The sequence below is a fragment of the Streptomyces sp. NPDC006739 genome (assembly GCF_042869815.1).
In the GTDB taxonomy this organism is placed as follows: Bacteria; Actinomycetota; Actinomycetes; order Streptomycetales; family Streptomycetaceae; genus Streptomyces.
Window position 1 is genome coordinate 290005 of the sequence record NZ_JBIAGM010000008.1, and the last position, 26249, is coordinate 316253.

At 72.6% G+C, this 26249-nt stretch carries 21 protein-coding genes and 1 pseudogene; 19 read left to right on the forward strand and 3 right to left on the reverse strand.

Annotation, left to right across the window (positions count from 1 at the left end; genetic code table 11):
• The first annotated feature begins 213 nt into the window (after positions 1–213).
• From ACFYMM_RS18925 to ACFYMM_RS19000, 16 genes are all read left to right on the forward strand, one after another.
• A complete protein-coding gene (locus ACFYMM_RS18925) occupies positions 214–2241 on the forward strand; it encodes a beta-galactosidase (RefSeq protein ID WP_388387822.1) in 2028 nt (675 codons plus the stop codon).
• Between the two features lie 112 nt (positions 2242–2353).
• Positions 2354–3913, forward strand: coding sequence for a glycosyl hydrolase 53 family protein (locus ACFYMM_RS18930; RefSeq protein WP_388387892.1), 1560 nt, complete (start codon positions 2354–2356; stop codon positions 3911–3913).
• A 206-nt stretch (positions 3914–4119) separates the two neighbouring features.
• Entirely contained in the window at positions 4120–4407 is a 288-nt protein-coding gene (locus tag ACFYMM_RS18935) for an ArsR family transcriptional regulator (protein ID WP_388387824.1), read from the forward strand.
• Entirely contained in the window at positions 4404–5411 is a 1008-nt protein-coding gene (locus ACFYMM_RS18940; RefSeq protein ID WP_388387826.1) for an SMP-30/gluconolactonase/LRE family protein, read from the forward strand. Before ACFYMM_RS18935 ends, ACFYMM_RS18940 begins: the two co-directional genes overlap by 4 nt.
• A gap of 79 nt (positions 5412–5490) precedes the next feature.
• On the forward strand, positions 5491–5952 hold the full coding sequence (gene crcB, locus ACFYMM_RS18945) for a fluoride efflux transporter CrcB (RefSeq protein ID WP_388387828.1): 462 nt from the start codon (positions 5491–5493) through the stop codon (positions 5950–5952).
• Entirely contained in the window at positions 5949–6329 is a 381-nt protein-coding gene (locus ACFYMM_RS18950; protein WP_388387830.1) for a DUF190 domain-containing protein, read from the forward strand. The genes crcB (ACFYMM_RS18945) and ACFYMM_RS18950 overlap by 4 nt, the downstream gene beginning before the upstream one ends.
• Positions 6326–6688, forward strand: coding sequence for a fluoride efflux transporter CrcB (gene crcB / locus ACFYMM_RS18955; protein WP_388387832.1), 363 nt, complete (start codon positions 6326–6328; stop codon positions 6686–6688). Before ACFYMM_RS18950 ends, crcB (ACFYMM_RS18955) begins: the two co-directional genes overlap by 4 nt.
• A 72-nt stretch (positions 6689–6760) precedes the next feature.
• Entirely contained in the window at positions 6761–7597 is an 837-nt protein-coding gene (locus tag ACFYMM_RS18960; RefSeq protein WP_388387834.1) for an undecaprenyl-diphosphate phosphatase, read from the forward strand.
• Positions 7598–7765: 168 nt separating this feature from the next.
• Positions 7766–8443, forward strand: a complete 678-nt coding sequence (locus tag ACFYMM_RS18965) for a FadR/GntR family transcriptional regulator (RefSeq protein WP_388387894.1) — start codon at positions 7766–7768, stop codon at positions 8441–8443.
• Entirely contained in the window at positions 8440–9879 is a 1440-nt protein-coding gene (locus tag ACFYMM_RS18970) for an amino acid permease (protein WP_388387837.1), read from the forward strand. Before ACFYMM_RS18965 ends, ACFYMM_RS18970 begins: the two co-directional genes overlap by 4 nt.
• Before the next feature lie 46 nt (positions 9880–9925).
• A complete protein-coding gene (locus tag ACFYMM_RS18975) occupies positions 9926–10942 on the forward strand; it encodes an asparaginase (RefSeq protein WP_388387839.1) in 1017 nt (338 codons plus the stop codon).
• A gap of 247 nt (positions 10943–11189) precedes the next feature.
• Complete coding sequence (gene aspA / locus ACFYMM_RS18980; RefSeq protein ID WP_388387841.1) at positions 11190–12602, forward strand: aspartate ammonia-lyase; 1413 nt, start codon at positions 11190–11192, stop codon at positions 12600–12602.
• Positions 12603–12938: 336 nt separating this feature from the next.
• Complete coding sequence (locus ACFYMM_RS18985) at positions 12939–13967, forward strand: UDP-glucuronic acid decarboxylase family protein (RefSeq protein ID WP_388387843.1); 1029 nt, start codon at positions 12939–12941, stop codon at positions 13965–13967.
• A complete protein-coding gene (locus ACFYMM_RS18990; RefSeq protein WP_388387845.1) occupies positions 13964–15835 on the forward strand; it encodes a glycosyltransferase in 1872 nt (623 codons plus the stop codon). Before ACFYMM_RS18985 ends, ACFYMM_RS18990 begins: the two co-directional genes overlap by 4 nt.
• Before the next feature lie 42 nt (positions 15836–15877).
• On the forward strand, positions 15878–16900 hold the full coding sequence (gene galE, locus ACFYMM_RS18995; RefSeq protein ID WP_388387847.1) for a UDP-glucose 4-epimerase GalE: 1023 nt from the start codon (positions 15878–15880) through the stop codon (positions 16898–16900).
• A gap of 35 nt (positions 16901–16935) precedes the next feature.
• Entirely contained in the window at positions 16936–18363 is a 1428-nt protein-coding gene (locus tag ACFYMM_RS19000) for a UDP-glucose dehydrogenase family protein (protein ID WP_388387849.1), read from the forward strand.
• On the opposite strand, the gene ACFYMM_RS19005 is transcribed toward ACFYMM_RS19000, so the two are convergent.
• On the reverse strand, positions 18297–20000 hold the full coding sequence (locus tag ACFYMM_RS19005; RefSeq protein ID WP_388387851.1) for a right-handed parallel beta-helix repeat-containing protein: 1704 nt from the start codon (positions 19998–20000) through the stop codon (positions 18297–18299). The genes ACFYMM_RS19000 and ACFYMM_RS19005 overlap by 67 nt on opposite strands.
• Before the next feature lie 185 nt (positions 20001–20185).
• On the opposite strand from ACFYMM_RS19005, the gene ACFYMM_RS19010 reads away from it, so the two are divergent.
• The 3 genes from ACFYMM_RS19010 to ACFYMM_RS19020 all read left to right on the forward strand — a co-directional run bounded on the left by ACFYMM_RS19010 (position 20186) and on the right by ACFYMM_RS19020 (position 24005).
• On the forward strand, positions 20186–21112 hold the full coding sequence (locus ACFYMM_RS19010; RefSeq protein WP_388387896.1) for a glutaminase: 927 nt from the start codon (positions 20186–20188) through the stop codon (positions 21110–21112).
• A gap of 122 nt (positions 21113–21234) precedes the next feature.
• Positions 21235–22638 carry a polyprenol phosphomannose-dependent alpha 1,6 mannosyltransferase MptB gene (gene mptB, locus ACFYMM_RS19015; protein WP_388387852.1) on the forward strand — a complete coding sequence of 468 codons (1404 nt, stop codon included), beginning with the start codon at positions 21235–21237 and terminating at the stop codon, positions 22636–22638.
• Positions 22635–24005, forward strand: coding sequence for a glycosyltransferase family 87 protein (locus ACFYMM_RS19020; RefSeq protein ID WP_388387854.1), 1371 nt, complete (start codon positions 22635–22637; stop codon positions 24003–24005). Before mptB ends, ACFYMM_RS19020 begins: the two co-directional genes overlap by 4 nt.
• A gap of 35 nt (positions 24006–24040) precedes the next feature.
• Here the strand turns inward: ACFYMM_RS19020 and ACFYMM_RS19025 are convergent.
• Together ACFYMM_RS19025 and rho are read right to left on the reverse strand one after the other, a co-directional pair.
• Positions 24041–24949, reverse strand: a pseudogene (locus ACFYMM_RS19025) (D-alanyl-D-alanine carboxypeptidase family protein); the annotation flags it as partial.
• 106 nt (positions 24950–25055) lie between these two features.
• Entirely contained in the window at positions 25056–26204 is a 1149-nt protein-coding gene (gene rho / locus ACFYMM_RS19030) for a transcription termination factor Rho (RefSeq protein WP_388387856.1), read from the reverse strand.
• Positions 26205–26249: the final 45 nt, after the last annotated feature.

The following is a 26249-nucleotide window of genomic DNA, read 5'->3' on the forward strand; positions in this document are numbered from 1 at the left end:
TCCCCGCCTGCTGCGGAGACCTGCCATGCAGATGTGCACGTTCACACGGCCGGGTCCCGCCCGTCGCGAGACCGTGCCATGCTTCTGTGAGCGTTCACAGTAGAGAAACTTCCCGGACACTTGTCAATGGTTGTTGCTGTGCGGTTATGTTGGGCTCGTGCCGCTGGTCATGTGTGTGCACGTTCCCAAATGATCGATACCCGGGAGAGATCCATGCCGGAGACCACCCCCAGGGGCCTGACCAGGCTCGCCTTCGGTGGGGACTACAACCCCGAGCAGTGGCCGGAAAGCGTCTGGCACGAGGACGTCCGGCTGATGCGCGAGGCCGGCGTCACGATGGTGAGTGTCGGGATCTTCTCCTGGGCGCTGCTGGAACCCTCGCCCGGCGTGTACGACTTCGGCTGGCTGGACCGGATCCTCGGCCTGCTGCACGAGAACGGCATCCGCGTCGACCTCGGCACCCCCACGGTGGTGCCGCCGGCCTGGTTCTACCGGGCCCACCCCGAGGCCCTGCCGGTGACCGCCGAGGGCGTGCGCTACGAGTTCGGCTCGCGCGGCGCCATCTGCCACAGCAACGCCGACTACCGCGACGCCGCCGCCCGCATCACCACCAGGCTCGCCGAGCGCTACCGCGACCACCCGGCGCTGGCGATGTGGCACGTGCACAACGAGTACGGCGTCCCCGTCTCGGCCTGCTACTGCGACTCCTGCGCCGCCCACTTCCGCCGCTGGCTCACGGACACCCACGGCGGCGTCGAGGCGGTCAACGAGGCCTGGGGCACCGCCTTCTGGGGCCAGCGCTACACGGACCTGGAGCAGATCAACCCGCCGCGTGCCACGCCCACGGTCGGCAACCCCGGCCAGGCGCTCGACTACAAGCGGTTCGCCGACGCCACCATCCGCGAGAACTTCCGCGCCGAGCGGGACATCCTGCACCGCCTCTCACCCGGCGTCCCGGTCACCACCAACTTCATGACCGCGCTGAGCCAGTGCGACTCCATGGACTACTGGGCCTGGGGCCGCGAGGTCGACCTCGTGACCAACGACCACTACCTGATCACCGACGGCCGCCGCACCCACGTCAACCTCGCCATGGCCGCCGACCTCACCCGCTCGGTGGCGGGCGGCGCCCCCTGGCTGCTCCTGGAGCACTCCACCTCGGGCGTCAACTGGCAGCCCCGCAACCCCGCCAAGGCCCCCGGCGAGATGGCCCGCAACTCCCTCGCCCATGTCGCCCGGGGCTCCGAGGGAGCCATGTTCTTCCAGTGGCGCCAGTCCCGGCGCGGCGCCGAGAAGTTCCACTCGGCGATGCTCCCGCACGGCGGCACCGAGACCCGGGTGTGGCGCGAGGTCGTCGAGCTGGGCGCCTCCCTCGACGCGCTGAGCCAGATCGCCGGGACCCGTACCCGGGCCGACGTCGCCCTCCTGTGGGACTGGCAGTCCTGGTGGGCGCAGAACCTCCAGTGGCGCCCCACCGAGGACCACGACCCGCGCGAGCGCGCCGACTCCTTCTACGAGGCCCTCTACGACCGCCACCTCACCGTCGACTTCGCCCACCCGGAAGCCGACTTGTCGGCCTATCCCCTTGTCGTCGTACCGGCTCTGTACCTGATGACGGAGGCGGCCGGGAACAACCTCAGGGAGTACGTGGAGAACGGCGGCACCCTCGTCGTGTCCTACTTCTCCGGCATCGTCGACGAGCACGACGCCGTGCACGAGGGTGCCCATCCGGGCCCCTTGCGGGACGTGCTGGGCCTGACCGTCGAGGAGTTCTCGCCGCTGCTGGGCAACCAGCGGGTGCGCGTCACCGGCCCCGGGGACCCGGAGCTGACCGGCGACGTGTGGACGGAGTTCGTGGTGCCGCGCGGCGCCGAGACGGTGTGGACGTACGCGGACGGACTCACCGCCGGGCGTCCCGCCGTCACCCGGCACCGGCTCGGCCGGGGCACCGCCTGGTACGTCTCCACCCGCCTCGACACCCACGGCCTCGACGAGGTGCTCGACCGTGCCGCCCGGGACGCGCGGCTCGCGCCCCGCGCGGATCTGCCCCGGGACGTCGAAGTGGTGCGCCGCACGGACGAGCCGGGCGGCCGCACCTTCCTGTTCGTGATCAACCACACCGCCGCGGACGTCAAGGTGCCGCTGGAGACACCCGGCACCGAGCTGCTGACGGGTGAACGCGCCGCGGGCCGCCTGCCGGTGCCCGCGGGAGCCGTCCGGGTCGTCCGACTCGACGGCTGAGCCGGCTCCCCTCCGCCCGTGCGAGCCGCTGGAGCCGCGGGCGGAGGGGTCTCGTCCTCCCCTGCCGAGGACACCCCCAACCCCAGTTACGTCGAAGGGACGACGGACGATGATGTTCCATCCCAGACGCACCATCAGGGCACTGCTGCCGCCGCTCGCGGCCGGCCTCGCCCTCACCGCCCTGCCCGCGCAGACCGCCCACGCGGCCGGCACCCTCACCAACGGCGGGTTCGAGTCCGACGGCACCGGTGTGGCCGCGCCCGCCGGCTGGTCCGAGTACGGCGACACCGGCGCCTCCTACACCGAGTCCGGCGGCCACAGCGGGAACTACCGCCTCAGCCAGTACTCGTCCTCCGCCTACAAGGTGGAGACGTACCAGTACCTGTCCGGCCTGGCCAACGGCAACTACACCCTCACCGCCTGGGTCCGCTCCAGCGGCGGACAGAACTCCGCCTACCTGGCCCTGAAGAACTGCGGCAGTCCGGAACAGCGCACCGACATACCGGTGTCCGCCAGCGGCTGGGTCCGCGTCGTGACCTCCGTAGCGGTGACCGGCAACCAGTGCACGATCAGCATCGACTCGGACGCCAACGCGGGCAACTGGATCAACGTCGACGACCTGAGCTTCACCCCCGGCAGGACCGGCCTCGCCGTCAAGGGCGCGGACATCTCCTCGCTGGCCAAGAGCGAGGCCAAGGGCGGTGTCTACCGGACCGCCTCCGGCGGCACCGGTGACGCGGTCACCATCCTGAGGAACGCCGGGATGAACTACGCGCGCCTGAAGGTCTGGGTCGACCCGGCCGACGGCTTCAACGACAAGGCGCACGTGCTGGCGATGGCCAGGCGCGTGAAGGCGGCCGGCATGAAGCTGCTGGTCGACTTCCACTACTCGGACAGCTGGGCCGACCCGGGCAAGCAGAACAAGCCCGCCGCCTGGTCCGGCCACAGCTACAGCCGGCTGAAGACGGACGTCTACAACCACACGTACGACGTGCTCAACGCGCTCAAGGCCCAGGGCACCACGGCCGACATGGTCCAGGTCGGCAACGAGATCAACGGCGGAATGCTGTGGTCCGAGGGCTCCACCGACAACTGGCCGCAGCTGGCCGGCCTGATCAACTCCGGCTACAGCGCGGCCAAGGCGGTCTCCTCCGGCACCAAGGTCGCGCTGCACCTGGCCAACGCCGGTGACGACGCGACCGTCCGCTGGTGGTTCGACAACGCCAAGACGTACGGCATCGACTACGACGTGATCGGGCTGTCGTACTACGGCTACTGGCACGGCTCGCTGGCGGCCGCGCAGACCACCCTGGACGACGCGGCCGCCCGCTACGGCAAGCCGGTCTTCATCGCCGAGACCGCCTACCCGTTCACCCTGGCCCAGGACGACTCGCTGGAGAACCAGATCGACACCACCGGCGAACTGGTCGCCGGCTACCCGGCGACCACGGCCGGCCAGACCCGCTGGATGAACGACGTGGCCTCCGTCGTGGAGGCCGTCCCGAACGGCCGCGGCCTCGGCGTCTTCTACTGGGAGGCGACCTGGACCGCCGTCAACGGCAACGGCTGGGACCCGACCGACGCCACCTCCGGCAACGGCTGGGAGAACCAGGCCCTGTTCGGGTACGACGACAGGGCGCTGTCCTCCATGTCGTGGTTCGGCCACCGCTGAGCCGCCACCGACCGGGCCCGGCCGTAAGGGGACGGCCGGGCCCTTCCGCGTCCTGCCACGGCCTCCGCGGCGCCGGCCGCTTCCCGCACGGCGGTTCGGTACCGGACAACGAGCCCCGAGTGCCGTACACGAGGGCGTCGACCGCGGGACAGTGGGCAGACGGGGTACGAGGAGAACCGGGGCAGAGCGGGACGGAGGCGACAGACATGCTGAGGACGCCCACGAGCGGTACGCGCATGGACATCCTGGACTGGCTCAAGGATCCGACCGCGCACTTCCCGCCACGGCGTCACCGCCGCCCCGCCGAGGACGGTGTCACCGCCCGGGCCGTCGCCGCCAAGCTCGGTGTGCCGCCACGCGTCGCCGACACCCACCTCTCCCTCCTCACCGGCCTCGGCCTGCTGCGCACCCACAGGATCGGCCGCCGCACCTACTACCAGCGCGACGAGATCCGCATCGCCGAAGTGGCCCGCTTCTTCGAGAAGGGCTGGTGAGCCGCCCGCCGGGGGGAGCGGCCCGCACGCGCCGCACCGCCCCCCTCGTCCCCCTGCACTACCTCGCCCTCGGCGGGCGCGGCCCGGAGGACGTGGTCGCCGACCCCGAGGGCCGGGTGCTGACCGGGCTGGAGGACGGACGCGTCGTGCGCCTGTGGCACCTCACGGACCCGGCCCGGGCCCGCACCGAGGTGGTCGCCGAGACCGGCGGCCGCCCGCTCGGACTCGAACTCCTGCCGGACGGGCAGCTGTTGGTGTGCGACGCCGAACTCGGCCTGCTGCGCATCGACCCCGCCGACGGTGTCGTACGCGTCCTCGCGGACTTGGTGGCGGGAGAGCCGCTGCGGTTCTGCAGCAACGCCGTCGCCCTGCCCGACGGCAGCGTGTACTTCACCGTCTCCAGCCGCCGCCACCCCCTCGGACGGTGGATCGGCGACATCGTCGAACACACCGGCACCGGCCGCCTGCTGCGCCTCGCGCCCGGCAGCGACACCCCCGAAGTGCTCCTGGAGGGGCTGCAGTTCGCCAACGGCCTGGTGCCAGGCGCCGACGGCTCCTTCCTGGTGGTCGCGGAGACCGGCTCCTGCCGGCTGACCCGGTACTGGCTCACCGGCCCCCGGGCGGGCCGCCGCGAACCCTTCGCCGACCTCCCGGGCATGCCGGACAACCTCTGGCGCGCCCGCGCCGCCGGCACCGCCCGCGCCGACGGCCCGATCTGGGTCGCCCTCGCGGGCCCCCGGGTGCCTCCGCTGGAGCTCCTGCACCGCACCCCGCCCGCCGTCCGCGGCGCCGCCGCCCGGGCCGCCGTGCACGCCCCCTTCCGGCCGACCGGCCACGCCGGCGTCCTGGCCGTCGACGACGGGGGCGAGGTCGTCCACCACCTCGCCCGCCGCCGCTCCGGCTTCCGCATGGTGACCAGCGTCTGCGAGACCGGCGGCCACCTGGTGCTGGGCAGCCTCTGGGAGCGTGGAGTGGCGGTCTGCGAGGCGCCCGCCACGAAGTGACCCCCGGGTACGCCCGGCGGTACCCTGAGGCCCGGCCATTGATCAGACGACGGGGCCGAACAGGAGCGTACGGACCACCATGACAGCCCCCGAAGCCGAGAGCGTGCGCGTGCGGGCCGCCGCCGCGAGGCCGTCGGCCCGGCGTGCCCAGGCACCCGTGGTCGCGGTGGTCGCGCTCGGCGGCGCGCTCGGCGCGACCGCCCGCTACGCCTGGTCCCTGGCCTGGCCCGCCCCCTCCGGCGGCTTTCCCTGGGCGACCTTCTGGACCAATGTCATCGGCTGTGCCGTGATCGGCGTGTTCATGGTGGTCATCACCGAGGTGTGGGCCGCCCACCGCCTGGTGCGCCCCTTCTTCGGCACCGGCGTGCTCGGCGGGTTCACCACCTTCTCCACCTACGCGGTCGACATCCAGAAGCTCGTCGCCGACGGCCGTCCCCGCACGGGTCTGGCCTATCTCGCCGCGACCCTGGGCGCGGCCCTCGCGGCGGTGTGGCTCGCCGCCACCGCCACCCGGCGGGTCCTGAAGGGGAGGCGGCCATGACGAGGCTGACCGGCAGCGCCCTGCGCCTGACCGTGTTCGTCGGTGAGAACGACACCTGGCACCACAAGCCCCTGTACAGCGAGATCGTGCACCGGGCCCACGCGGCCGGGCTGGCCGGCGCCAGCGTCTTCCGCGGCATCGAGGGTTTCGGCGCCTCCTCCCTCATCCACACCTCGCGGCTGCTGTCGCTGAGCGAGGACCTGCCCGTGGCGATCGTCGTCGTCGACACCGAGGACCGCGTCCGCGCCTTCCTGCCGCAGCTCGACGAGCTCGTCGGCGAGGGCATGGTGACCCTCGACGAGTGCGAGGTCATCCGGTATGCCGGCCGCCGCCCCGGACCCGGCGAAGCGGGCACCCAGGGTGAGGGGCCGTCGTGAACTGGCTGTTGGTCGCCCTCGGGGCCATGGTCGGCGCACCGCTGCGTTACCTGACCGACCGCGCCGTCCAGTCCCGGCACGACTCGCTCTTCCCCTGGGGTACCTTCGTGGTGAACCTCGTCGGCTGCCTGGTCCTCGGCCTGATCACCGGCTCCTCGACGGACCCGCATCTGAGGCTGCTGCTCGGCACCGGCCTGTGCGGCGGCCTGACGACCTACTCGACCTTCTCCTACGAGACCCTCAGGCTGACCGAGACCGGTGCGGGGCTCTACGCTGCCGCCAACGCCGTCGCGAGCGTGGCGCTGGGTCTCGGCGCGGCCTTCGCCGGCGTGTCGATCGCCCAGGCCGGGTGGGCGTAGGCACGTGCCGGTCACCCCGGCGTAGTAAGACTGCCCACAGCACTGTCGACCAACTCCCCAGAACTGGATCCCATGAGCGCCATCTCTGTCGGTCAGGCCGTCGTCCTCGGAGTCGTCGAGGGGGTGACCGAGTTCCTCCCCGTGTCCTCGACCGGCCACCTCAAGATCACCGAGGGGCTCATGCACATCCCCGTCGACGACAAGTCCGTGGTCGGGTTCTCCGCGGTCATCCAGGTCGGCGCCATCGCCGCCGTGCTCGTGTACTTCTTCAAGGACATCAGGCGCATCGTCTCCGCCTGGTTCCGCGGTCTCACCAACCGCGAGGAGCGTTACCACCACGACTACAAGTTCGCCTGGTGGGTGATCTACGCGACCATCCCGATCGTCCTGGTGGGCCTGGCCGCCAAGCCGCTGATCGAGGGTCCGCTCGCCTCGCTCTGGGTGGTGGCCGGCTCGCTGATCGCCGGGTCCGTGGTGATGTGGTGCGCCGACCAGATGGGCCGGCACAAGCGCGGTGAGGACGACACGTCCTTCAAGGACGCGATGCTGGTCGGCTGCTCGCAGATCCTCGCCCTGCTCTTCCCCGGCTTCTCGCGTTCCGGCGCCACCATGTCGACCGCGCTCGTCCTGGACCTCGACCGCGTCGCCGCCACCCGCCTCTCCTTCTTCCTCGGCATCCCGGCGCTGACCGGCGCCGGCCTGTACGAGCTGAAGGACGCCCTGGGCGCGGGCGTGGGTGCGGCGCCGCTGGCCGCCGGCACCATCGTCTCCTTCGTGGTCGCCTACGCCTCCATCGCCTGGCTGCTGAAGTTCGTCGCCAAGCACTCCTTCAACGCCTTCGTGATCTACCGGATCGTCATCGGCGCGGCGCTGCTCGGCCTGCTCGCCACGGGCACCCTCGACAGCTGACCGTACGCCGTACCGCCACGGGGCGTGATGCAGAGATTCATGCATCACGCCCCGTGAATGTTTCCTTTCCTGGCGCCTTGACAGCCGCGTCCCGCACCCCGCAGGATCGCTCTCGTGAACCTGTCAGACAGCCAGACAGGTGGCGGGGCTCCCCGGCGCGTCAGCGCCATGGAAGCGGTCCTCGGCCACCTCCGCGGCGCCATCGAACGCGGCGAGTACGCGATCGGCGACAAGCTGCCCTCCGAGGCCGAGCTGTGCCGCGGCCTGGAGGTGTCCCGGCCCGTGCTCCGCGAGGCGCTGCGGGCCCTGCAGACCATGGGCCTGACGGTCTCCCGGACCGGCAAGGGCACCTTCGTGGTGGCGAGCGCGGTCGAGGACCCCACCTTCGGCGACTACGCGGCCAGCGACCTGCTGGAAGTGCGCCGGCACATCGAGATCCCGGTCGCCGGCTACGCGGCCCTGCGCCGCACCCCCGAGAACCTCGACCACCTGGCCCATCTGCTCGACCGCATGGAGCGGGAGACGGACACCACCGCGTGGGTCGCGATGGACACCCTCTTCCACCTCGCCGTGGCCGAGGCCGCCCAGAACCCGGTCTTCCGCCGGGTCATCGAGGAGATCCGGGACGCACTGGCGCGTCAGTCGGCCTTCCTCAACGAGCTGGGCGGCCGTCGCGAGCAGTCCAACCGCGAGCACCGGGCGATCGTCGAGGCGCTGGTCGACGGCAGCGAGCACGACGCGGTGGAGGCCATGAGCCATCACCTCGACCGCGTCGAGACGACCCTCACCGACATCGTGCGCCCCGCGCGCGCGGACATCCCCACGGAAGGCGGACCCGAGGCGTGAGCGAGCAGCACCTCAAAGACGAGACGCGCCCATCGTCCGGTCACATCGACGCCGGAGACGCGGGCTACAGCAAGTCCCTGAAGTCACGGCACGTCAACATGATCGCCATCGGCGGAGCCATCGGCACCGGCCTCTTCCTCGGCGCCGGCGGCCGGCTCGCCGACGCCGGCCCCTCCCTGTTCATCGCCTACGCGGTCTGCGGCGTCTTCGCGTTCCTCGTGGTGCGTGCCCTCGGCGAACTGGTGCTGTACCGGCCGTCCTCCGGCGCCTTCGTGTCCTACGCCCGGGAGTTCCTCGGCGAGAAGGGCGCGTACACGGCGGGCTGGATGTACTTCCTGAACTGGGCGACCACCGGTATCGCCGACATCACCGCGGTGGCCACCTACACGCACTACTGGGGCATGTTCTCCGACATCCCGCAGTGGGTGATCGCGCTGATCGCCCTGGCCGTGGTGCTGACGGTGAACCTGATCTCGGTGAAGATCTTCGGCGAACTGGAGTTCTGGTTCGCGATCGTCAAGGTCAGCGCCCTGGTCGTCTTCATGTGCATCGGCATCTTCCTGCTGGTCACCCAGCACCCGGTCGACGGCCACGCCCCCGGCCCGTCCCTGATCAGCGACAACGGCGGCGTCTTCCCCAACGGTCTGCTGCCGATGCTGCTGATCATCCAGGGTGTCGTCTTCGCCTACGCCTCCGTCGAGCTGGTCGGTGTCGCCGCCGGTGAGACCGAGAACCCCGAGAAGATCATGCCGAAGGCGATCAACTCGATCATGTGGCGGGTGGGCCTGTTCTACGTCGGCTCGGTGCTCCTGCTGTCGATGCTGCTGCCCTGGAACCAGTACCACGCGGGGGAGAGCCCCTTCGTGACCGTGCTGTCCCACATCGGGGTCCCGGCGGCGGGCGGGGTGATGAACCTGGTCGTCCTCACCGCGGCCATGTCCTCGCTCAACTCCGGTCTCTACTCCACCGGCCGCATCCTGCGCTCCATGGCGATGAGCGGTTCCGCGCCGAGGTTCACCGCGCGGATGAGCCGGAGCCAGGTGCCGTACGGCGGGATCCTGCTGACCAGCGGAATCTGTGTGCTCGGCGTCGGACTGAACTTCGTGGTCCCCGCCGACGCCTTCGAGATCGTCCTCAACTTCGCGGCGATCGGCATCCTGTCCACCTGGGGCATGATCATGCTCTGTCACCTGCTCTTCTGGCGCAAGACCCAGAAGGGCGAACTGACCCGGCCCGGCTACCGGCTCCCGGGCTCCCCCTGGACCGAAGTCGTGACGCTGGCCTTCCTCGCCTCCGTCCTGGTCCTCATGTACGCCGACGGCGGCGCCGGACGCACCACCGTGCTGTGCCTGCCGCTGATCGTCGCAGCGCTGGTCGCGGGCTGGTACGGCATCCGCGGCCGCATGGCGCGCAAGTCCACCGGGGCCGACGCGTGAACCGCGGACCGGTTCCCTCCCACCCACCAGTGATCCAGGCAGTGTGATGTACAGCAGTTCTCCCGCGGCCGCACCCCTTGTCCGCGAACCCCTCCACGCCCCCGTCGCCCACCTCATACGCGGCGGGGTCGTCGAGGGCATCCACTACGGTTCGGTCGTCGTCCTCGGCGCCGACGGCGAGGTGCGCTTCCAGCTCGGCGACATCGAGGCGGCGTTCTATCCGCGCTCGGCCCTCAAGCCGGTGCAGGCCGTGGCCATGCTGCGGGCCGGGCTGCCGCTCGACGGCGACCTGCTCTCGCTGGCCGCGGCGAGCCACTCCGGTGAGGAACGGCACCTGGCGGGGACCCGGCGGATCCTCGAACTCGCCCGTCTCGCCGAGTCCGACCTGCGCAACGTCCCGGACATGCCCTTCGCCCCGGCCGTCCGGGACGACTGGATCCGGGAGGGCCGCGCGCCCTCCCGGCTCGCCCAGAACTGTTCCGGCAAGCACGCGGCGATGCTGTGGACGGCGAAGCTGAACGGCTGGTCCCTCGAGGACTATCTGGATCCGGGCCACCCGCTGCAGCAGGCGATCGCCGAGATCGTCGAGGACCTCACCGGCCAGCGGATCGCCCGGGTGACGGTCGACGGCTGCGGCGCCCCGCTGTTCTCCGTCTCGCTGCACGGCCTGGCCCGCGCCGCCGCCCGGATCGCCTCGGCCGCACCGGGAACCCCCGAGGCGCGGGTTGCGGACGCCATGCGGGAGCACGCCGAGATGGCCTCCGGCTCCGGACGGGACGTCGCCGCCCTGATGCGGGCCGTCCCCGGTCTGCTCGCCAAGGACGGCTTCGAGGGCGTCCAGGTCGCCGCGTTGCCCGACGGCCGGGCGATCGCCGTCAAGATCGCCGATGGCGCCGACCGGGCCCGGATCCCGGTCGCCGCGGCCGCGCTGGCCCGCGCCGGCGTCGACCCCGCGCTCCTCACCGAGTTCGCCGGCGAACCGCTGCTCGGGGGAGGAGAGCCGGTGGGCCGCGTCAGCCCGGTGCGCGCGCTGGACCCGCTCGCCCTGACGGCCTGCCCCTGAGCCGCGTACGAGGCGACGCGCGGTGCCTCGCCTCCCGGCGGCGCGGGCCGGAACCGGAGCCCGGGGCGAGCCCGGGGCGCCTCGGCGGTGCCGGCCGTGCACCGGACCCCGCCGTGTGCGGCGGCGCGCTGCTCGTCGGCCTGCCGACGTGACGATCTGTCGATCTGTCGACCTGTCCGGTCTCCCGCCCCGTCGGCGTACCAGCCCGACGATTCACCGACCTACTGACGCAAAGGACCGCACCCTCATGAGCGCCGCCGTTCGAAGCGAACACGACCTGCTCGGTGACCGGGACGTTCCCGTCGACGCGTACTGGGGTGTCCACACCCTGCGCGCGACGGAGAACTTCCCGATCACCGGCACCCCGATCTCCGCCTACCCGCACCTGATCGACGCCCTGGCCGCCGTCAAGGAGGCCGCCGCCCTCGCCAACGAGGAACTCGGGCTGCTGGAGCCCGCGAAGTCGGCGGTGATCGTCGCCGCCTGCCGGGAGATCCGCGCGGGCAAGCTGCACGACCAGTTCGTGGTGGACGTCATCCAGGGCGGCGCGGGCACCTCCACGAACATGAACGCCAACGAGGTCGTCGCCAACCGCGCACTGGAGCTGCTCGGGTATGCCAAGGGGCAGTACCAGTACCTGCACCCCAACGAGGACGTCAACCTCGGCCAGTCGACGAACGACGTCTACCCGACCGCCGTCAAGATCGCGACCGTGTTCGCGGTGCGCGGGCTGCTCAAGGCCATGGCCGTGCTCCAGGACGCCTTCGCCCGCAAGGCCGTCGAGTTCCGGGACGTCCTGAAGATGGGGCGCACCCAGCTCCAGGACGCCGTACCGATGACGCTCGGCCAGGAGTTCTCGGCGTACGCCGTGATGCTCGACGAGGACCGCAGCCGGCTGGCGGAGGCCGTTGAGCTGATCCACGAGATCAACCTCGGGGCGACCGCGATCGGTACCGGCCTCAACGCCCCGGCGGGTTACGCCGAGGCAGCCCGCCGCCACCTCAGTGCCATCACCGGCCTGCCGCTGGTCACCGCCGCCAACCTCGTCGAGGCCACCCAGGACTGCGGTGCCTTCGTGCAGATGTCCGGCGTGCTCAAGCGGATCGCCGTCAAGCTCTCCAAGAGCTGCAACGACCTGCGCCTGCTGTCGTCAGGGCCGCGCGCGGGTCTCGGTGAGATCAACCTGCCGCCGGTGCAGGCCGGTTCGAGCATCATGCCCGGCAAGGTCAACCCGGTGATACCCGAGGTCGTCAACCAGGTCGCCTTCGAGGTCATCGGCAACGACGTCGCCATCACCATGGCCGCCGAGGCCGGGCAGCTCCAGCTGAACGCGTTCGAGCCGATCATCCTGCACTCCCTGTCGGAGAGCATCACGCACCTGCGGAGCGCCTGCCTGACCCTCGCCGAGCGCTGCGTGGACGGCATCACCGCCAACACCGAGGCGCTGCGGGCCACCGTGGAGAACTCCATCGGCCTGGTCACCGCCCTCAACCCGCACATCGGGTACACGGCCGCCACCGACATCGCCAAGGAGGCCCTCGTCACCGGCCGGGGTGTGGCCGAACTGGTACTGGAGAAGGGCCTGTTGCCCGCGGAGCAGCTGGCCGCGCTGCTGCGCCCGGAGGTGCTCGCCGGCAGCGGAACCCCGCAGGCGAGCTGACGCCCCGGCAGGGACCCGCGAAGAACCCGGAACCGGGGCCCGGAACAGCGCACCGGATCGTCGCGGCACGCGGGTGCCGTCACGCCCAGGGGTGAAAGCCCCCGGGCGTGACGTGCCCCCGTGGCCGGGCGGTGGCGGGCTTTTGGCCGCCGCGCGCGCTCGCGCGCCACCGGCCGATCGGCGCAGCCCGACTCGCCATTCTTAGGAATGTGCTACTAACGCTCATATGGTGAATTCGCGGCCTTGGTAAAGGCCATCTCCTGTCCTGGCAAACGGCCCCTACCCGCCCTGCGCCGGACGGAGCGACGGAATCCCTCGGCGAATCCAGGAGAATTCATGCGTGTGGCCGTGACAGGTGGCGGCGGTTTTCTCGGGTCGCATCTCTGCGAGGCGCTCCTGCGTCGCGGTGACGAGGTCGTGTGTCTCGACGACTTCTCGACCGGAGATCCCGCGAACATCACCCCCTTCCTCGGGAATCCCGCTTTCACACTCGTCCGCACCGACGTCAGCCGCTCGGTCGGAGTGCCGGGCACCGTCGACGCGGTGGCCCATCTGGCGAGTCCCGCCTCGCCCCCCGACTACCTCGGGCGTCCGCTGGAAACGCTCGCCGTGGGCAGCCGCGGCACCGAGAACGCCCTGCGACTGGCCACGCAGCACGACGCCCGTTTCGTTCTCGCCTCCACCAGCGAGGTGTACGGGGACCCCGAAGTGCACCCGCAGGACGAAACGTACTGGGGCCATGTGAATCCGATCGGACCGCGCAGCGTCTACGACGAGGCGAAAAGGTTCTCCGAGGCCATCACCCAGGCCTATCGGACGCACTGCGCGACGAACACCGGAATCATCCGGATCTTCAACACGTACGGTCCGCGTATGCGTCCGCACGACGGGCGGGTCGTCTCCAGCTTCGTCGTCCAGGCACTCGCCGGAGAGCCGTTGACCGTCTACGGCGACGGAAAGCAGACACGCAGCTTCTGCTACGTCGACGACCTGGTGCGCGGCATCGTCGCCATGCTCGACCACGACGAACCGGGTCCGGTGAACCTCGGCAACCCCGTCGAACTGACGGTCCTCGAACTCGCCGAACGGGTACTGACCCTGACGGGCTCCCGGGCCGAGGTGCAGTTCCATCCGCTCCCCGTCGACGACCCCACCCGCCGCCGGCCGGTGATCGACCGGGCGTTCGCCCGCCTGGGCTGGATCCCCGAGACCGGCATCGAGGAGGGCCTGCGACGCACGGTGGACTGGTTCGCCGCCCGGCCCGACGGCTTCACCGCCGCGCTGGCCGCGATCCGCGGCGGGCAGCAGGACGGCGTCGTCCCCGCCAGGCCCCGCCCGCTCGGCGCGACCCCCGCCGCGTCGTGACCCAGACGGACCCCGGCCTCATGGCCGGCGGCTCACTCGACACCGCGCTCCGCCCGCCGGACACCGCCGCCGACCCGCTGCGAGCGCACCTGCGGACCCTCTCGGCGGGCAACGTCGTCGAGGCACCGGCCGACGGGCCGCTCTTCGCCGAGCCGCGCAGAGCGCTCCGGACGCGCCCCGGCACCTGGATCCCCCGCCTGCAGTGGACCGACCGGGCGACGGTGGCCCTGCTCTCGGTGTGCTGGCTGGCCGCCCTCGGCTGCTTCTGGCAGTGGTGGCTGCGTCCTGAGCACCGGGTCGGCTGGCTGGGGTTCGCGGTCAACAGCGCGCTGCTGCTGTACCTGTCCCTGCTGCCGCTGTACTTCCTCGTCGCGGTCCTGCGGCTGCGCACCCTCGACCCGGCCGTCGGGGTGCCCGCGCTGCGGACCGCGTTCGTGGTGACCCGCGCACCCTCGGAGCCCTGGCCGGTAGCCCGCACCACCCTGGACGCCATGCTGCGCCAGGACTTCCCGCGCCCCTACGACGTCTGGCTGTGCGACGAGGACCCGGACCTGGAGATCCTCGACTGGTGCGCGGCGAACGGCGTGCACGTGTCGTGCCGGCGCGGAGTCCCGTCGTACCACCGGGACGTCTGGCCGCGCCGCACCCGGTGCAAGGAGGGCAACCTCGCGCACTTCTACGACCACTGGGGATACCGCGACTACGACGTGGTGGCCCAGCTCGACGTCGACCACGTGCCCAGGCCGCACTACCTGACGGAGATGGTACGCCCGTTCACCGACCCCGCCATCGGCTACGTCGCCGCCCCGAGCGTGTGCGACGCCAACGCCCGCGCCTCCTGGTCGGCCCGCGGCCGGCTGCACCGCGAGGCCACCTTCCACGGACCGATGCAGCTGGGCCACTCGGACGGTCTGGCCCCGCTGTGCATCGGCTCCCACTACGCCGTGCGGACCCAGGCGCTGCGCGACATCGGCGGACTCGGGCCCGAGCTGGCCGAGGACTTCTCGACCACCTTCCTGCTGAACTCGGCGGGCTGGCACGGCGCCTTCGCCATCGACGCGGAGGCGCACGGCGACGGCCCCCTCACCTTCGCCGCGATGGTGACCCAGGAGTTCCAGTGGTCACGGAGCCTGGTGGTGATGCTGCTCGGCATGCTCCCGCGGCATCTGCGCCGCATGCCCGGCCGGCTCAGGCTCCGCTTCGCGTTCGCCCTGTCGTACTACCCGCTGCTGGCGCTGACCACCACCGGCGGTCTGCTGCTGCCCCCCGTCGCCGCGGTCACGGGCGTCCCGTGGGTCGACGTCGACTACCCGTCCTTCCTCGGACACTTCTGGGCCATGTCGTTCTTCCTGGTTTTGATCACCGCGCTGCTGCGCCGGCGCGGTCTGCTGCGGCCGGTCGACGCACCGCTGCTCAGCTGGGAGGGCTGGCTGTTCGGCCTGACCCGCTGGCCGTACGTGGCATGGGGAGCCGGGGCCGCGCTGGTGCAGCGGATGCGGCCGAGGAAGGTCGTCTTCAAGGTCACGCCCAAGACCCGCGACGGCCTGGAGCCGTTGCCGCTGCGCCTGATGCTGCCCTACCTGCTGATCACCGTCGTCCTGTCGGTGGCGGCCGTGGTCGGGGAACTGACCGGCCCGGCGGTCGGCTATGTGTTCCTGTGCCTCCTCGGCTCGCTCTGCTACGGCCTGGTGACCCTCGCGGTAGGCGCACTGCACATCCGTGAGGCCGCTAGGTCGGCGGGCGTCGGCCTGCGCGGGGCGGCGCGGACCGCCGCCCTGCCGCTGACCGCCGGCCTCGTCGCCCTGCTGCCGCTGGCCTGGGCCCTGCTGCTGTTCCCCCTCTACGTGCGCGGCTTCGTCACCGGCTGACGCCGCCCGCCCGCCCCCTCCCCGACGAACCGAGGTGCCCCCATGCCCGAAACGGTCCTGGTGACCGGTGGCGCAGGATTCATCGGCAGCCACACCTGCGCCGAACTGCTCGCCCACGGCTACGAAGTCGTCGTCGTCGACAACCACGTCAACAGCTCGCCCCTCGTCCTCGACCGCATCGCCAAGACGGCCGGCCGCCCGCTCGCCGGCGCCTACCGCGCCGACGTGCGCGACCGGCGGGCGCTCACGGAGGTGTTCGCCGCCCACCGGGTGGACGCGGTCATCCACTTCGCCGCCCACAAGGCGGTCGGCGAGTCCGTGGCACGTCCGGTCGAGTACTACGACACCAACGTGGGCGGCACCTGCACCCTGCTGTCGGTCATGCGCGACCACCGGGTCGACCGGCTGGTCTTCTCCTCGTCGTGCTCCGTCCACGGCGACGCGCGGACGGTTCCGCTGACCGAGCACAGCCCCGTGGCGCCCACCAACCCCTACGCCCACACCAAGCTGACCTGCGAGCGGATCCTCGAGGACGTCTGCGCCCACCTGGCGCAGATGCGCGTGCTCGCCCTGCGCTACTTCAACCCGGTCGGAGCCCACCCGAGCGGCCTGCTCGGCGAGGACCCGCGAGGCGTCCCCGGCAACCTCATGCCGTACGTCGCCCAGGTCGCCGTGGGCCGGCGGGAGCGGCTGAGTGTCTTCGGGGACGACTACCCGACGCCCGACGGCACCGGGGTGCGGGACTACGTCCACGTCATGGACGTCGCCGAGGGCCACCGGGTGGCCGTGGAGCACCTGGACGACCGCACGGGCATGCGGGTGTTCAACCTCGGGACCGGCACCGGCACCTCCGTGCTCGACCTGGTCGCGGCCTTCGCCGAGGCGAGCGGCCGTCCGATCCCCCACCAGGTCGTCGACCGCAGGCCGGGCGACGTCGCCGCGCTCGTCGCCGACGCGAGCGCGGTGGCCGCGGCCTGGGGCTGGACCACGACCCGCGACCTCGCCGCCATGTGCCGTGACGCCTGGCGGTTCCAGCAACTCCACCCGGACGGCTACACCCGCTGACCCCCGGGCCGGCGACCAGCAGACAGGAGAACTTCATGCGGTTGACCGTCATCGGCACCGGATATCTCGGGGCCGTGCACGCCGCCTGCATGGCGGAGATCGGACACGAGGTCCTCGGCGTCGACACGGACCGGAGCAGGACCGAGGCGCTGGCGGCGGGGCAGGCGCCGTTCTTCGAACCCGGCCTGCCGGCGCTCCTGACCCAGAACACCAAGGCCGGACGGCTGCGCTTCACCACCTCGACCCAGGAGGCCGCGGCCTTCGCCGACGTGCACTTCGTCTGCGTCGGCACGCCGCAGCGCGCCGACTCCCTCGCCGCCGACCTGCGCCATGTCGACGCGGTGGCGGACACCCTGGCGCCCCTGCTGACCCGGGACAGTCTGATCGTCGGCAAGTCGACCGTGCCGGTGGGCACCACCCGCTCGCTCAGCCGCAGGGTGAGCGCACGGCTGCGGTCCGGCGTCGACGCCGAGGTGGCCTGGAACCCGGAGTTCCTGCGCGAGGGACACGCGATCAAGGACACGCTCAGCCCCGACCGGCTGGTCCTCGGGGTCACCTCGCCGCACGCCGAGCGGGTGCTGCGCGAGGTCTACGCACCGCTGCTGCGCGCCGGCACCCCCTGCATCACCACCGATCCCGCCACCGCCGAACTGGTGAAGGTGGCCGCCAACTCCTTCCTGGCGACGAAGATCTCGTTCGTCAACGCCATGGCCGAGGTCTGTGAGGCCGCCGGCGCCGACGTGGTGACGCTGGCCGACGCCCTGGGCCACGACCCGCGCATCGGGCGCCGCTTCCTGTCGGCGGGCCTCGGGTTCGGCGGCGGCTGTCTGCCCAAGGACATCCGCGCCTTCCTCGCCCGGGCCGAGGAACTGCGGGTGGGGGAGTCGGTGTCCTTCCTGCGCGAGGTCGACCGGATCAACCGGCGCCAGCGGGCGCGTACGGTCGACCTCGCCCGTCAGCTGGCCGGCGGCACCTTCGAGGGGCGGCGGGTGGCCGTGCTGGGCGCCACCTTCAAACCCGACAGCGACGACGTGCGCGACTCGCCGGCGCTGGCCGTCACCGCCGAGATCGCCGCCCAGGGCGCCGAAGTCGCCGTACACGACCCGCAAGGCCTCGACAACGCGCGGCGGGCGCTGCCCGGGCCGGCGTACCGCGCGGACGTCCTGGAGGCCTGCCGGGGCGCGGACCTGGTGCTGCATCTGACCGAGTGGCGCCAGTACCGCACGCTCGATCCGGCGGAGCTGGCCGAGGTGGTACGGGCGCCGCGGCTGCTGGACGCCCGCAACGCCCTGGACCCGGCGGCCTGGCGGGCGGCCGGCTGGCACCTGCGGTCCCTGGGCCGCCCCGCTCCGGTCCCGTCACCCGGCCAGGGCGAGTCGCCGCGGGTGAGCATCCCTCACGCCTTGGGACCGTCCTGTACGGCACCCGGCGCGGCGGACTCGCTCAGCGGCGCCCCGAAGTAGTCCACCCGCCCCGGGTCGACGCCGAGGGTCCGCAGGTCGACGGCGGCGCCGGCCAGCGCGTGGGGGCACTGGGACGCCAGTGCGCCGCGCGTGGGGCCGACGCCGTACAGGTCCGGGCCGGCGGCGGGCAGCGCCACCCGGGCGAGACAGGGGTCGACGTCCGTGCCGGTGGCGCGCGAACCCTGCAGCTCCTGCCCCGCCGCCCGGCGCCAGGAGGCCAGGTCGCCGTACCAGCCGTCGCCCCACTGCAGGGTCCAGCCGCCCCGGGTGTAGTAGTCGTTGCCCTGCATCAGCACGGCCGAGGTGTCGAAGGTCCCCTGGCCCTGCACCACGGGAGCGCCGTCGGTGACGAACACGTTGTTGCGTACGGTGACCGAGCCGAGGTTGGGCTGCAGCCTGAGCGCCGGCGCCCGCACGGAGCCGTTCGCCGAGGTCAGCACCGTGTTCTGGTAGATGGACAGGCGGGTGACGCGGGATCCCTCCGCCACGATGCCGCCGTAGTCCTGGATCTTGCGGGCGTTGTCGTGGCTGACGTTGTAACGGATCGTGTTGTCCGTGTGGACCGAGTTCCAGACGGCGGAGTACGCCAGGAAGCCCGACCCGTCGTTGCCGTAGGCCAGGTTGTACTGCATCAGCGAGTGGGACACGTTGTTGTCCAGGCCGAAGCCTCCGCCGTCCACCTGGGAGCCGGAGTGGTTGGCGTAGGCCACGTTCCACTGGAACGTCACCGCGGTCGAGTCGTACGTCCAGATGCCCTCGGGGCCCTCCATGGCGGTCGCCGAGGAGGACGCCCCGTTGTCGCGGGCGACGGACTGCTGCACCGTGCCGTGGCGGACGCTGCCGAGGACGATCCCGCTTCCGGTGTTGCGGCCGGACGCCGAGGGATCACCGACGTTGTCGTACGCCGTCACCTTCGACACCGTCACGTCCTCGTGCGCGTACGCGGGCGCGTCGGCGTCGAAGGCGGGGCCGTCGGTCACCAGCCCGGCGTCCTGGTTGGTGTGCAGCGCGCAGTCGGAGATCTCCACGTCCCGGAAGCCGGACGCCTCGGTGCCGCCGTGCAGCCGGATGCCGTTGCGGAAGCCCGTCACCTCGACGCCCGTGACCCTGATGTAGGGCAGCTTGCGGTGACCGGGCAGATCGTTGATGAAAGCCAGTCCGTCCTGGTCCCGGTAGGACGCGGCGTCGCCGAACACGATCAGGTCGCGGATGACGACCCCGCTCGTGTTGTGCACCTCGATGCCGCGCGTGCCACGGGCCGAAACGGTCGCCCGGCCGTCGCCGTAGGACTCGATGACCACCGGCCTGCGGGCGTCCCCCGCGTCCCCCTGGCCGATGCTCAGCGTGCCCGGGAAGACCGCCCCGCCGCGCAGCAGCAGCCGGTCACCCGGTCTGAACCGCAGGCGGTCGGCGTGCCCCAGCGTGCGCCAGGCGGTCCCCGGGGTCCGGCCGTCCGCGCTGTCGTCGCCCTGCGGGCTGACATAGAAGTCCCGTCCGCCCAGTGCGTTCGTCCGCAGGGGCACGTGCGGGGCGGGCAGGCCGCATCCGGCGAGCAGCACCGCCGTCGCGCACAGGCCCACCGCCACGCCCCGCCTCGTCGGGCGCGGGGCACCGGTGCCTTCGTTCCGCTGGCGCAATCTCGCTCCTGTCTCGGTGGCCGTGCGGCCCCCGGTGCGTGGAGACCGCGTCGGCCCACCTTGACGTGCGGGAACGGGGATCGGCGGCCCAGCACGCGGAGTGCGGCCCAAGACATGCCTGATTGGACTCCTGCCGCCGCGGTGAACGGGGGCCGCACCGGGTGGCGGCACGCGCATGCGGCATGATGCTGATCATGTCCTCGCAGTTCCAGCCGGTCCTTGACCGCATCGCGGCGGAAATCGATCGCACTCCGGGACGCGGCCGGTCCGCCGACTACATCCCGGCGCTCGCCTCCCGCGACCCGCGCCGCTTCGGCATGGCGGTCGCCGAACTCGACGGCACGGTCTACGGCGTCGGGGACTGGCGCGAGCCGTTCTCCACGCAGTCCATCACCAAGGTCTTCACCCTCGCCCTCGACCTGGCCCGCGAGGGCGACGAACTCTGGGAGCACGTCGGCCGCGAGCCCTCCGGCAACCCCTTCAACTCCCTGGTCCAGCTGGAGTACGAGAACGGCATCCCGCGCAACCCCTTCATCAACGCGGGCGCGCTCGTCGTCACCGACCGCCTCCAGACCCGTACCGGAGACGCGGCCGGGGAACTGCTGGCCTTCCTGCGCGCCGAGAGCGGCAACCCGGCACTGGACTTCGACCGGGAGGTCGCCGCCTCCGAGGCCGCGCACGGCGACCGCAACGCGGCCCTCGCGCACTTCATGGCGTCCTACCGCAACATCGACAACCCGGTGCCGGTCCTGCTCGACCAGTACTTCCGGCAGTGCTCCATCGCCGCCTCCTGCGCCGACCTGGCCCTCGCCACCACCTTCCTGGCCCGGCACGGCGTCCGCGCCGACGGCACCCGGCTGCTCACCCAAAGCCAGGCCAAGCAGGTCAACGCGGTGATGCTCACCTGCGGGACCTATGACGCGGCGGGCGACTTCGCCTACCGGGTCGGCCTGCCCGGCAAGAGCGGTGTCGGCGGCGGAGTCATCGCGGTCGTACCGGGCCGCTGCACGCTGTGCGTGTGGAGCCCGGGGCTCGACGAGCGCGGCAACTCGGTCGCCGGGGTGGCGGCCCTGGACCGCTTCACCACGCTCACCGGGGTGTCGGTGTTCTGACCGGCCGAAGCGCCCGGGCGCACGCCCCGACGGCACGGCGCTCACGTTCCGGTCACGCCCAGGCCGCCCACCGGTGCCCGGCAGGTCGCCTTCCGGCCACCCTTCGTTGACACGCTTCCCCAGTGTTGGCCAAGGCTTTCCCCCTCGATCTCCGTCGCTGCCAGGCGCTCGGACTGGCCGGTACCGCCTGCCTCGCGCTCGGCGGTGAGACGGCCGGTGCCCTGCCGGTGCGGGACCTGTTCGCGCCCGCCTCGGCCCAGGCCGCGCTGGGCCTGGTCGGGGTCTACTTCGGCGTCGTCCTGCTGATAGCGGCCTGGCTGCTGCTCGGCCGTCGGGTGCGCGGCGCCGAACCGCCGACCCCGCGCGCCCTGCTGCTGGTCCTCGCGACCTGGGCGGCCCCGCTGCTGCTCGCACCGCCGCTGTTCAGCCGGGACGTCTACAGCTACCTCGCACAGGGCGCCATGGTCGACGCGCACATGGACGTCTACGCCCACGGGCCCGCGCAGCTCGGCGGACCGCTGGCCGAGGAGGTCGCCCCGGTGTGGCAGCACACCGCCGCCCCCTACGGCCCGGCCTTCCTCTCCCTGGCCTCCGGACTCGCCCGCCTCACCCGCGGCGAACTCCCGGCGGGACTCTTCGGGATGCGGCTCGTCGCCCTGCTCGGCGTGGCGCTCATGGCGGCGGCGCTGCCCCGCCTGGCCCGGTACAGCGGCGCCGACCCGGCCGCCGCGCTCTGGCTGGGCGCCCTCAACCCCCTGGTGCTGCTGCACCTGGTCGCGGGCGCCCACAACGACGCGATCATGCTCGGCCTGCTCGGCCTCGGCCTGGTCGCCGCCCTCGGCGGCAGGACCGTCCCGGCCGCCGTACTGGTCACCCTCGCCGCCCTGGTCAAGGCGCCCGCCGCGCTCGGTCTGCTCGCGGTCGTGGTCCTCCAGGTGCGCGCGGGCCGCCGCCCGGCGCGCGCCATCGCCACGACGGTGGCCGCTTCGGCCGCCACCACGGTCCTCGCGACCGCCGTGGCCGGCACGGGTTACGGCTGGATAGGCGCCCTGAACACCCCCGTCTCCCCGCACAACTGGGCGCTGACCAGCCTGCTGGGCCGGGCCACCGGCGCGCTGCTGGCCCGGCTCGGCAGCGATCTGGCACCGCTGGCCGTCCCCGCCTGGCATCTGCTCGGTCTCGCGGTCACCGCCGTGGCCGTGGCGGCCATCTGGCTGCGGCTGCGCCCGAGACCGGTGTACGCGCTCGGGCTGAGCCTGCTCACCGTCGCGGTCTTCGGCCCGGCGATCCGCCCCTGGTACGTCCTGTGGGGGCTGTTCCTCATCGCGGCCGCCGCGCCCACCACGTCCGTACGGCACCGGGTGGCGGCCCTGACCGGGGTGCTCGCGCTCGCCGTCCTGCCCAGCGGCGGCCCGGCGGACCCGGGCCAGCTCGTCCTCGCGGTCTGCGGCGGGGTGCTCGGCGTGGTCGTGCTGTGGCAGGCCCACCAGGCGGTGCGGGCCCCGGCGCTCGGAGGTGCGGCATGACCGGGCCGCGCACCGGCCGGGGCCGGCTGCTGCTCGTCCTCGGGCTGGCCGCCGCCGTGGCCGTGTTCACCGCGACCGTGCCGCTGCTGCGCGGCTGGTTCGACCTGCGCGTCTACTTCGGCACCGTGCACACCTGGGTCCACCACGGCGGCCGGATCTACGACTACCGGGTGCCCGGCACGGCGTACGGCTTCACCTATCCGCCGTTCGCCGCCCTCGCCATGCTGCCGATGGCACTGGTCGGGCTGGGCGCCGCCATCACCGTCTCCCTGCTGATCAACCTGGCCGCACTGGCGGCCGTCCTGCGGATCCTGGCCGGGCCGCGCTGGCGGCGGCACGGCTGGTACCGCTGGTCCCTGGCGCTGTGCGCGCTCGCCCTGTTCGAGCCGCTGCGCGACACCTTCAGCTTCGGCCAGGTCAACCTGGTGCTGCTGGCCCTTGTCCTGGGCGACTCCTGGCTGCTGGCGAGCGGGCGGGGCCGCTGGGCGGGCGCCGGGACCGGGCTCGCGGCGGCGGTGAAGCTGACGCCGGCCCTGTTCATCGGGCTGTTGCTGCTCGCCCGGCGGTGGCGGGCGGCCGGTCTGGCCACGGCGGTCGCGGCGGCCGCGACCGCGCTGGCCGCCTGGGCCGACCCGGGGGCGTCCCGCTTCTACTGGACCGAGGCGCTGTGGGACACCGGACGGGTGGGCCGCCTCGACTACGTGTCGAACCAGTCGGTGCAGGGTGTGCTGGCCCGGCTGGGCGAGCCGGGCCGGGCCTGGTGGGCCACGGCGGCCCTGGTGGTGCTGTGCGTATGGGCGTGGCGGGCCCGGCGGGCTGCCCTGGCCGGCGACTGGCCGGCCGCCTTCGCCCTCACCGGCCTCGCGGCCTGCCTGGTCAGCCCGATCACCTGGGTGCACCATCTGGTGTGGCTGCTGCCGTCCTTCGCGGTGCTGGCCCGCGCCGGACGCCCGCGGCTGGCCGGCGCCCTGTACGCGGTGCTGTGCACCAGTGTGGTGTGGCTCTGGTTCGACGACGCCTCCGGCATCGACGGCTTCCTCGGCGCCAACGCCTACACCTGGGTCACGCTGGGCCTGCTGCTCGGCCTGCCGGCCGGTCAGCCCCGGTCCGGTCCGTCCCGTCCGGGCCGGCCGCCCCTGCCCCGCCGTCTCATGGCGACCACTCCCGCGCCGAGGCAGGCGAGCCCGGTGACGACACCGGCCGGCGACCAGTCCGGGTCGTCGTCCGCCGTCGACGAGGCCGCCGCCACCGGTACCGCGGGCGACGCCTTGCGCGGCCCGGCGCGCAGCGCGTCCAGCGAACCCACCGGATCGACCTGTCCGGCCGCCGCGAAGCCCCAGTCGAGCAGCTCGCGCGCCTCCTCGTAGACGGTGAGCCCGCCGCCGGCCTGCGGGTTCATCACGGTCACCAGGAGCGTGCGGCCGCCCCGGCGGGCGGCGGCCACCAGGGTGTTGCCCGCGTTGCTGGTGTAGCCGTTCTTGACGCCGATCAGCCCGGGGTAGGGATCCACCCCGTCCTCGCCGGTCAGCAGCCGGTTGGTGTTCTCGATCCGGAAGGCGGACCCCTCGCCGGGGAACCAGGCCCGGGCGGTGGAGCAGTACCGCGCGAAGTCGGGGTCGCGCAGCCCGGCCCGGCCGAAGACCGCCAGGTCGTAGGCCGAGGAGACCTGGCCGGGCATGTCGTAGCCGTCGGGGGAGACCACATGGGTGTCCAGCGCGCCCAGCGAGCGGGCCTTGTCCTGCATCCGGGTGGCCGTCGTCCGCCAGCCGCCGTCGAGCGAGGCGAGCACGTGCACGGCGTCGTTGCCGGAGCTGAGGAAGACCCCGCGCCACAGGTCGGAGACCTGGTAGGTGTGGCCCTCCTCCACCCCGACCAGGCTGCTGCCCTCGCCGATGTCCGCCAGCTCCTCCGCGCTGACGGTGTGCCGGGTGCCGCCGGGCAGGACCGGGAGCACGGTGAGGGCGAACAGGGTCTTCAGGGTGCTGGCCGGCGGCAGCCGGCGGTGCGCGTCGCTCGCGGCCAGCACCTCGCCGGTGCCCGCCTCGGAGACCAGCCAGGACAACGCCGAGACGTCCGGCAGCTCGGGCGCCCCGCGGTGCGGCCGGACCTGGGTACCGGATCCGTAGAGCAACGACGGCCCTGGCACCGCCGTCCGGGGCGCGGGCGGGGCGGGTTCCCCGGCGCGGGCGCGGGCGGTCCGGGCGGTCCGGTCGGTCCCGGCATCGGCCGCGACGGAGGCGAGCGCCAGCAGGCCCGCCGCGCAGACGGCACAGGTCGACACAACCACCCGGTGAGAGAATCCGATCGTCATACGAGCAACGTAGGAACGGGGGCGCCGTACGGCGCGCTGCCGGGGCCGTTCGGCCCCGTCGAGCAACCCGGATGCGGGACGCGCGGCGGACGCGGACGGCGTCGCGTCAGTTCGCGGGCAGGGTGGGCTGCACCCGGCGCAGGAAGGTCGCGTTGTCGGGGGTCTCGCGCAGCCGCTCCAGCAGGGTCTCCAGGTGCGCCGGTCCGCCCTCCCGGGGCCGCAGGGCGCGGCGCAGTCCTCGCACGGCGGTCAACTCGGCCGGGGTCAGCAGGAGTTCCTCCCGGCGGGTGCCGGAGGAGGTGAGGTCCACGGCCGGGAAGACGCGGCGGTCGGCCGGCTCGCGGTCCAGACGCAGCTCCATGTTGCCGGTGCTCTTGAGTTCCTCGAAGAAGTAGCCGTCGGCGCGGGAGCCGGTGTCCACCAGGGCGGTGGCGAGGATGGTGAGCGAGCCGCCCTCCTCGGCCTGGCGGGCGGCACCGAAGAACCGCTTGGGGCCGAGCAGCGCGGCGGCGTCGACGCCGCCGCTGAGGGTGCGGCCGCCGGAGGCCGCCGCGTTGTTGTGGGCCCGGCACAGCCGGGTCAGGGAGTCCAGCAGGATCACGACGTCCTGGCCGTCCTCGACGAGCCGCTTGGCGCGCTCCATGACGAGTTCGGCGAGGGCGATGTGGTCCTTGGCCGGACGGTCGAAGGTCGAGGCGTACACCTCGCCGCGCACCGAGCGGCGCATGTCGGTGACTTCCTCCGGGCGCTCGTCGACCAGCACCACCATCAGACGGCACTCGGGATGGTTGCCGGCGACGGCGGCGGCGAGCTGCTGGAGCAGCACGGTCTTGCCGGTCTTCGGAGGGGCGACGACGAGGCCGCGCTGGCCCTTGCCGACCGGTGCGAACAGGTCGGTGATGCGTCCGGCCGGTCCGGCGGCCGGGTGTTCGAGGCGGAGCCGCTGGTGCGGGTGCAGGGGGGTGAGGTCGCGGAAGTGACGGCGCCCCCGGAGTTCCCCGGGGGCACGGCCGTTGACCCGGGTGATCTCGGTCAGGGCGCGCTGCGCCCCCGGGACGCCTTCGACGAGGTCGCCCTTGCGCAGGCCGTGACGGCGGATCAGCGCGGCGGGCACCTGCGGGTCGGCGGGCGTGGGCAGGCAGCTCGCGGCGCGCAGCCGGCCCTTCCCGCTCGCGTCGACGTCGAGGACGCCGGAGACGATCCGGGCGGTGGGAGCCTGCTGTTCCACAGGAGGGTGTTCCAGTGTGGTGGTCATGGGGTCGGTCCTTTCGGGGACGCGATGGGTGAAGCCGGAAAGAGC

Excerpts from the sequence above, each read along its gene's own strand:
- ACFYMM_RS19020 (WP_388387854.1), top strand. The coding sequence starts at position 22,635 with ATGACCGGGCCGCGCACCGGCCGGGGCCGGCTGCTGCTCGTCCTCGGG.
- galE (WP_388387847.1), top strand. The coding sequence starts at position 15,878 with ATGCCCGAAACGGTCCTGGTGACCGGTGGCGCAGGATTCATCGGCAGC.
- crcB (WP_388387828.1), top strand. The coding sequence starts at position 5,491 with ATGACAGCCCCCGAAGCCGAGAGCGTGCGCGTGCGGGCCGCCGCCGCG.
- ACFYMM_RS18965 (WP_388387894.1), top strand. The coding sequence starts at position 7,766 with ATGGAAGCGGTCCTCGGCCACCTCCGCGGCGCCATCGAACGCGGCGAG.
- rho (WP_388387856.1), bottom strand. The coding sequence starts at position 26,204 with ATGACCACCACACTGGAACACCCTCCTGTGGAACAGCAGGCTCCCACC.
- ACFYMM_RS18960 (WP_388387834.1), top strand. The coding sequence starts at position 6,761 with ATGAGCGCCATCTCTGTCGGTCAGGCCGTCGTCCTCGGAGTCGTCGAG.
- ACFYMM_RS18975 (WP_388387839.1), top strand. The coding sequence starts at position 9,926 with ATGTACAGCAGTTCTCCCGCGGCCGCACCCCTTGTCCGCGAACCCCTC.
- ACFYMM_RS18935 (WP_388387824.1), top strand. The coding sequence starts at position 4,120 with ATGCTGAGGACGCCCACGAGCGGTACGCGCATGGACATCCTGGACTGG.
- ACFYMM_RS18930 (WP_388387892.1), top strand. The coding sequence starts at position 2,354 with ATGTTCCATCCCAGACGCACCATCAGGGCACTGCTGCCGCCGCTCGCG.
- aspA (WP_388387841.1), top strand. The coding sequence starts at position 11,190 with ATGAGCGCCGCCGTTCGAAGCGAACACGACCTGCTCGGTGACCGGGAC.
- ACFYMM_RS19010 (WP_388387896.1), top strand. The coding sequence starts at position 20,186 with ATGCTGATCATGTCCTCGCAGTTCCAGCCGGTCCTTGACCGCATCGCG.
- ACFYMM_RS18925 (WP_388387822.1), top strand. The coding sequence starts at position 214 with ATGCCGGAGACCACCCCCAGGGGCCTGACCAGGCTCGCCTTCGGTGGG.
- ACFYMM_RS19000 (WP_388387849.1), top strand. The coding sequence starts at position 16,936 with ATGCGGTTGACCGTCATCGGCACCGGATATCTCGGGGCCGTGCACGCC.
- ACFYMM_RS18985 (WP_388387843.1), top strand. The coding sequence starts at position 12,939 with ATGCGTGTGGCCGTGACAGGTGGCGGCGGTTTTCTCGGGTCGCATCTC.
- ACFYMM_RS18950 (WP_388387830.1), top strand. The coding sequence starts at position 5,949 with ATGACGAGGCTGACCGGCAGCGCCCTGCGCCTGACCGTGTTCGTCGGT.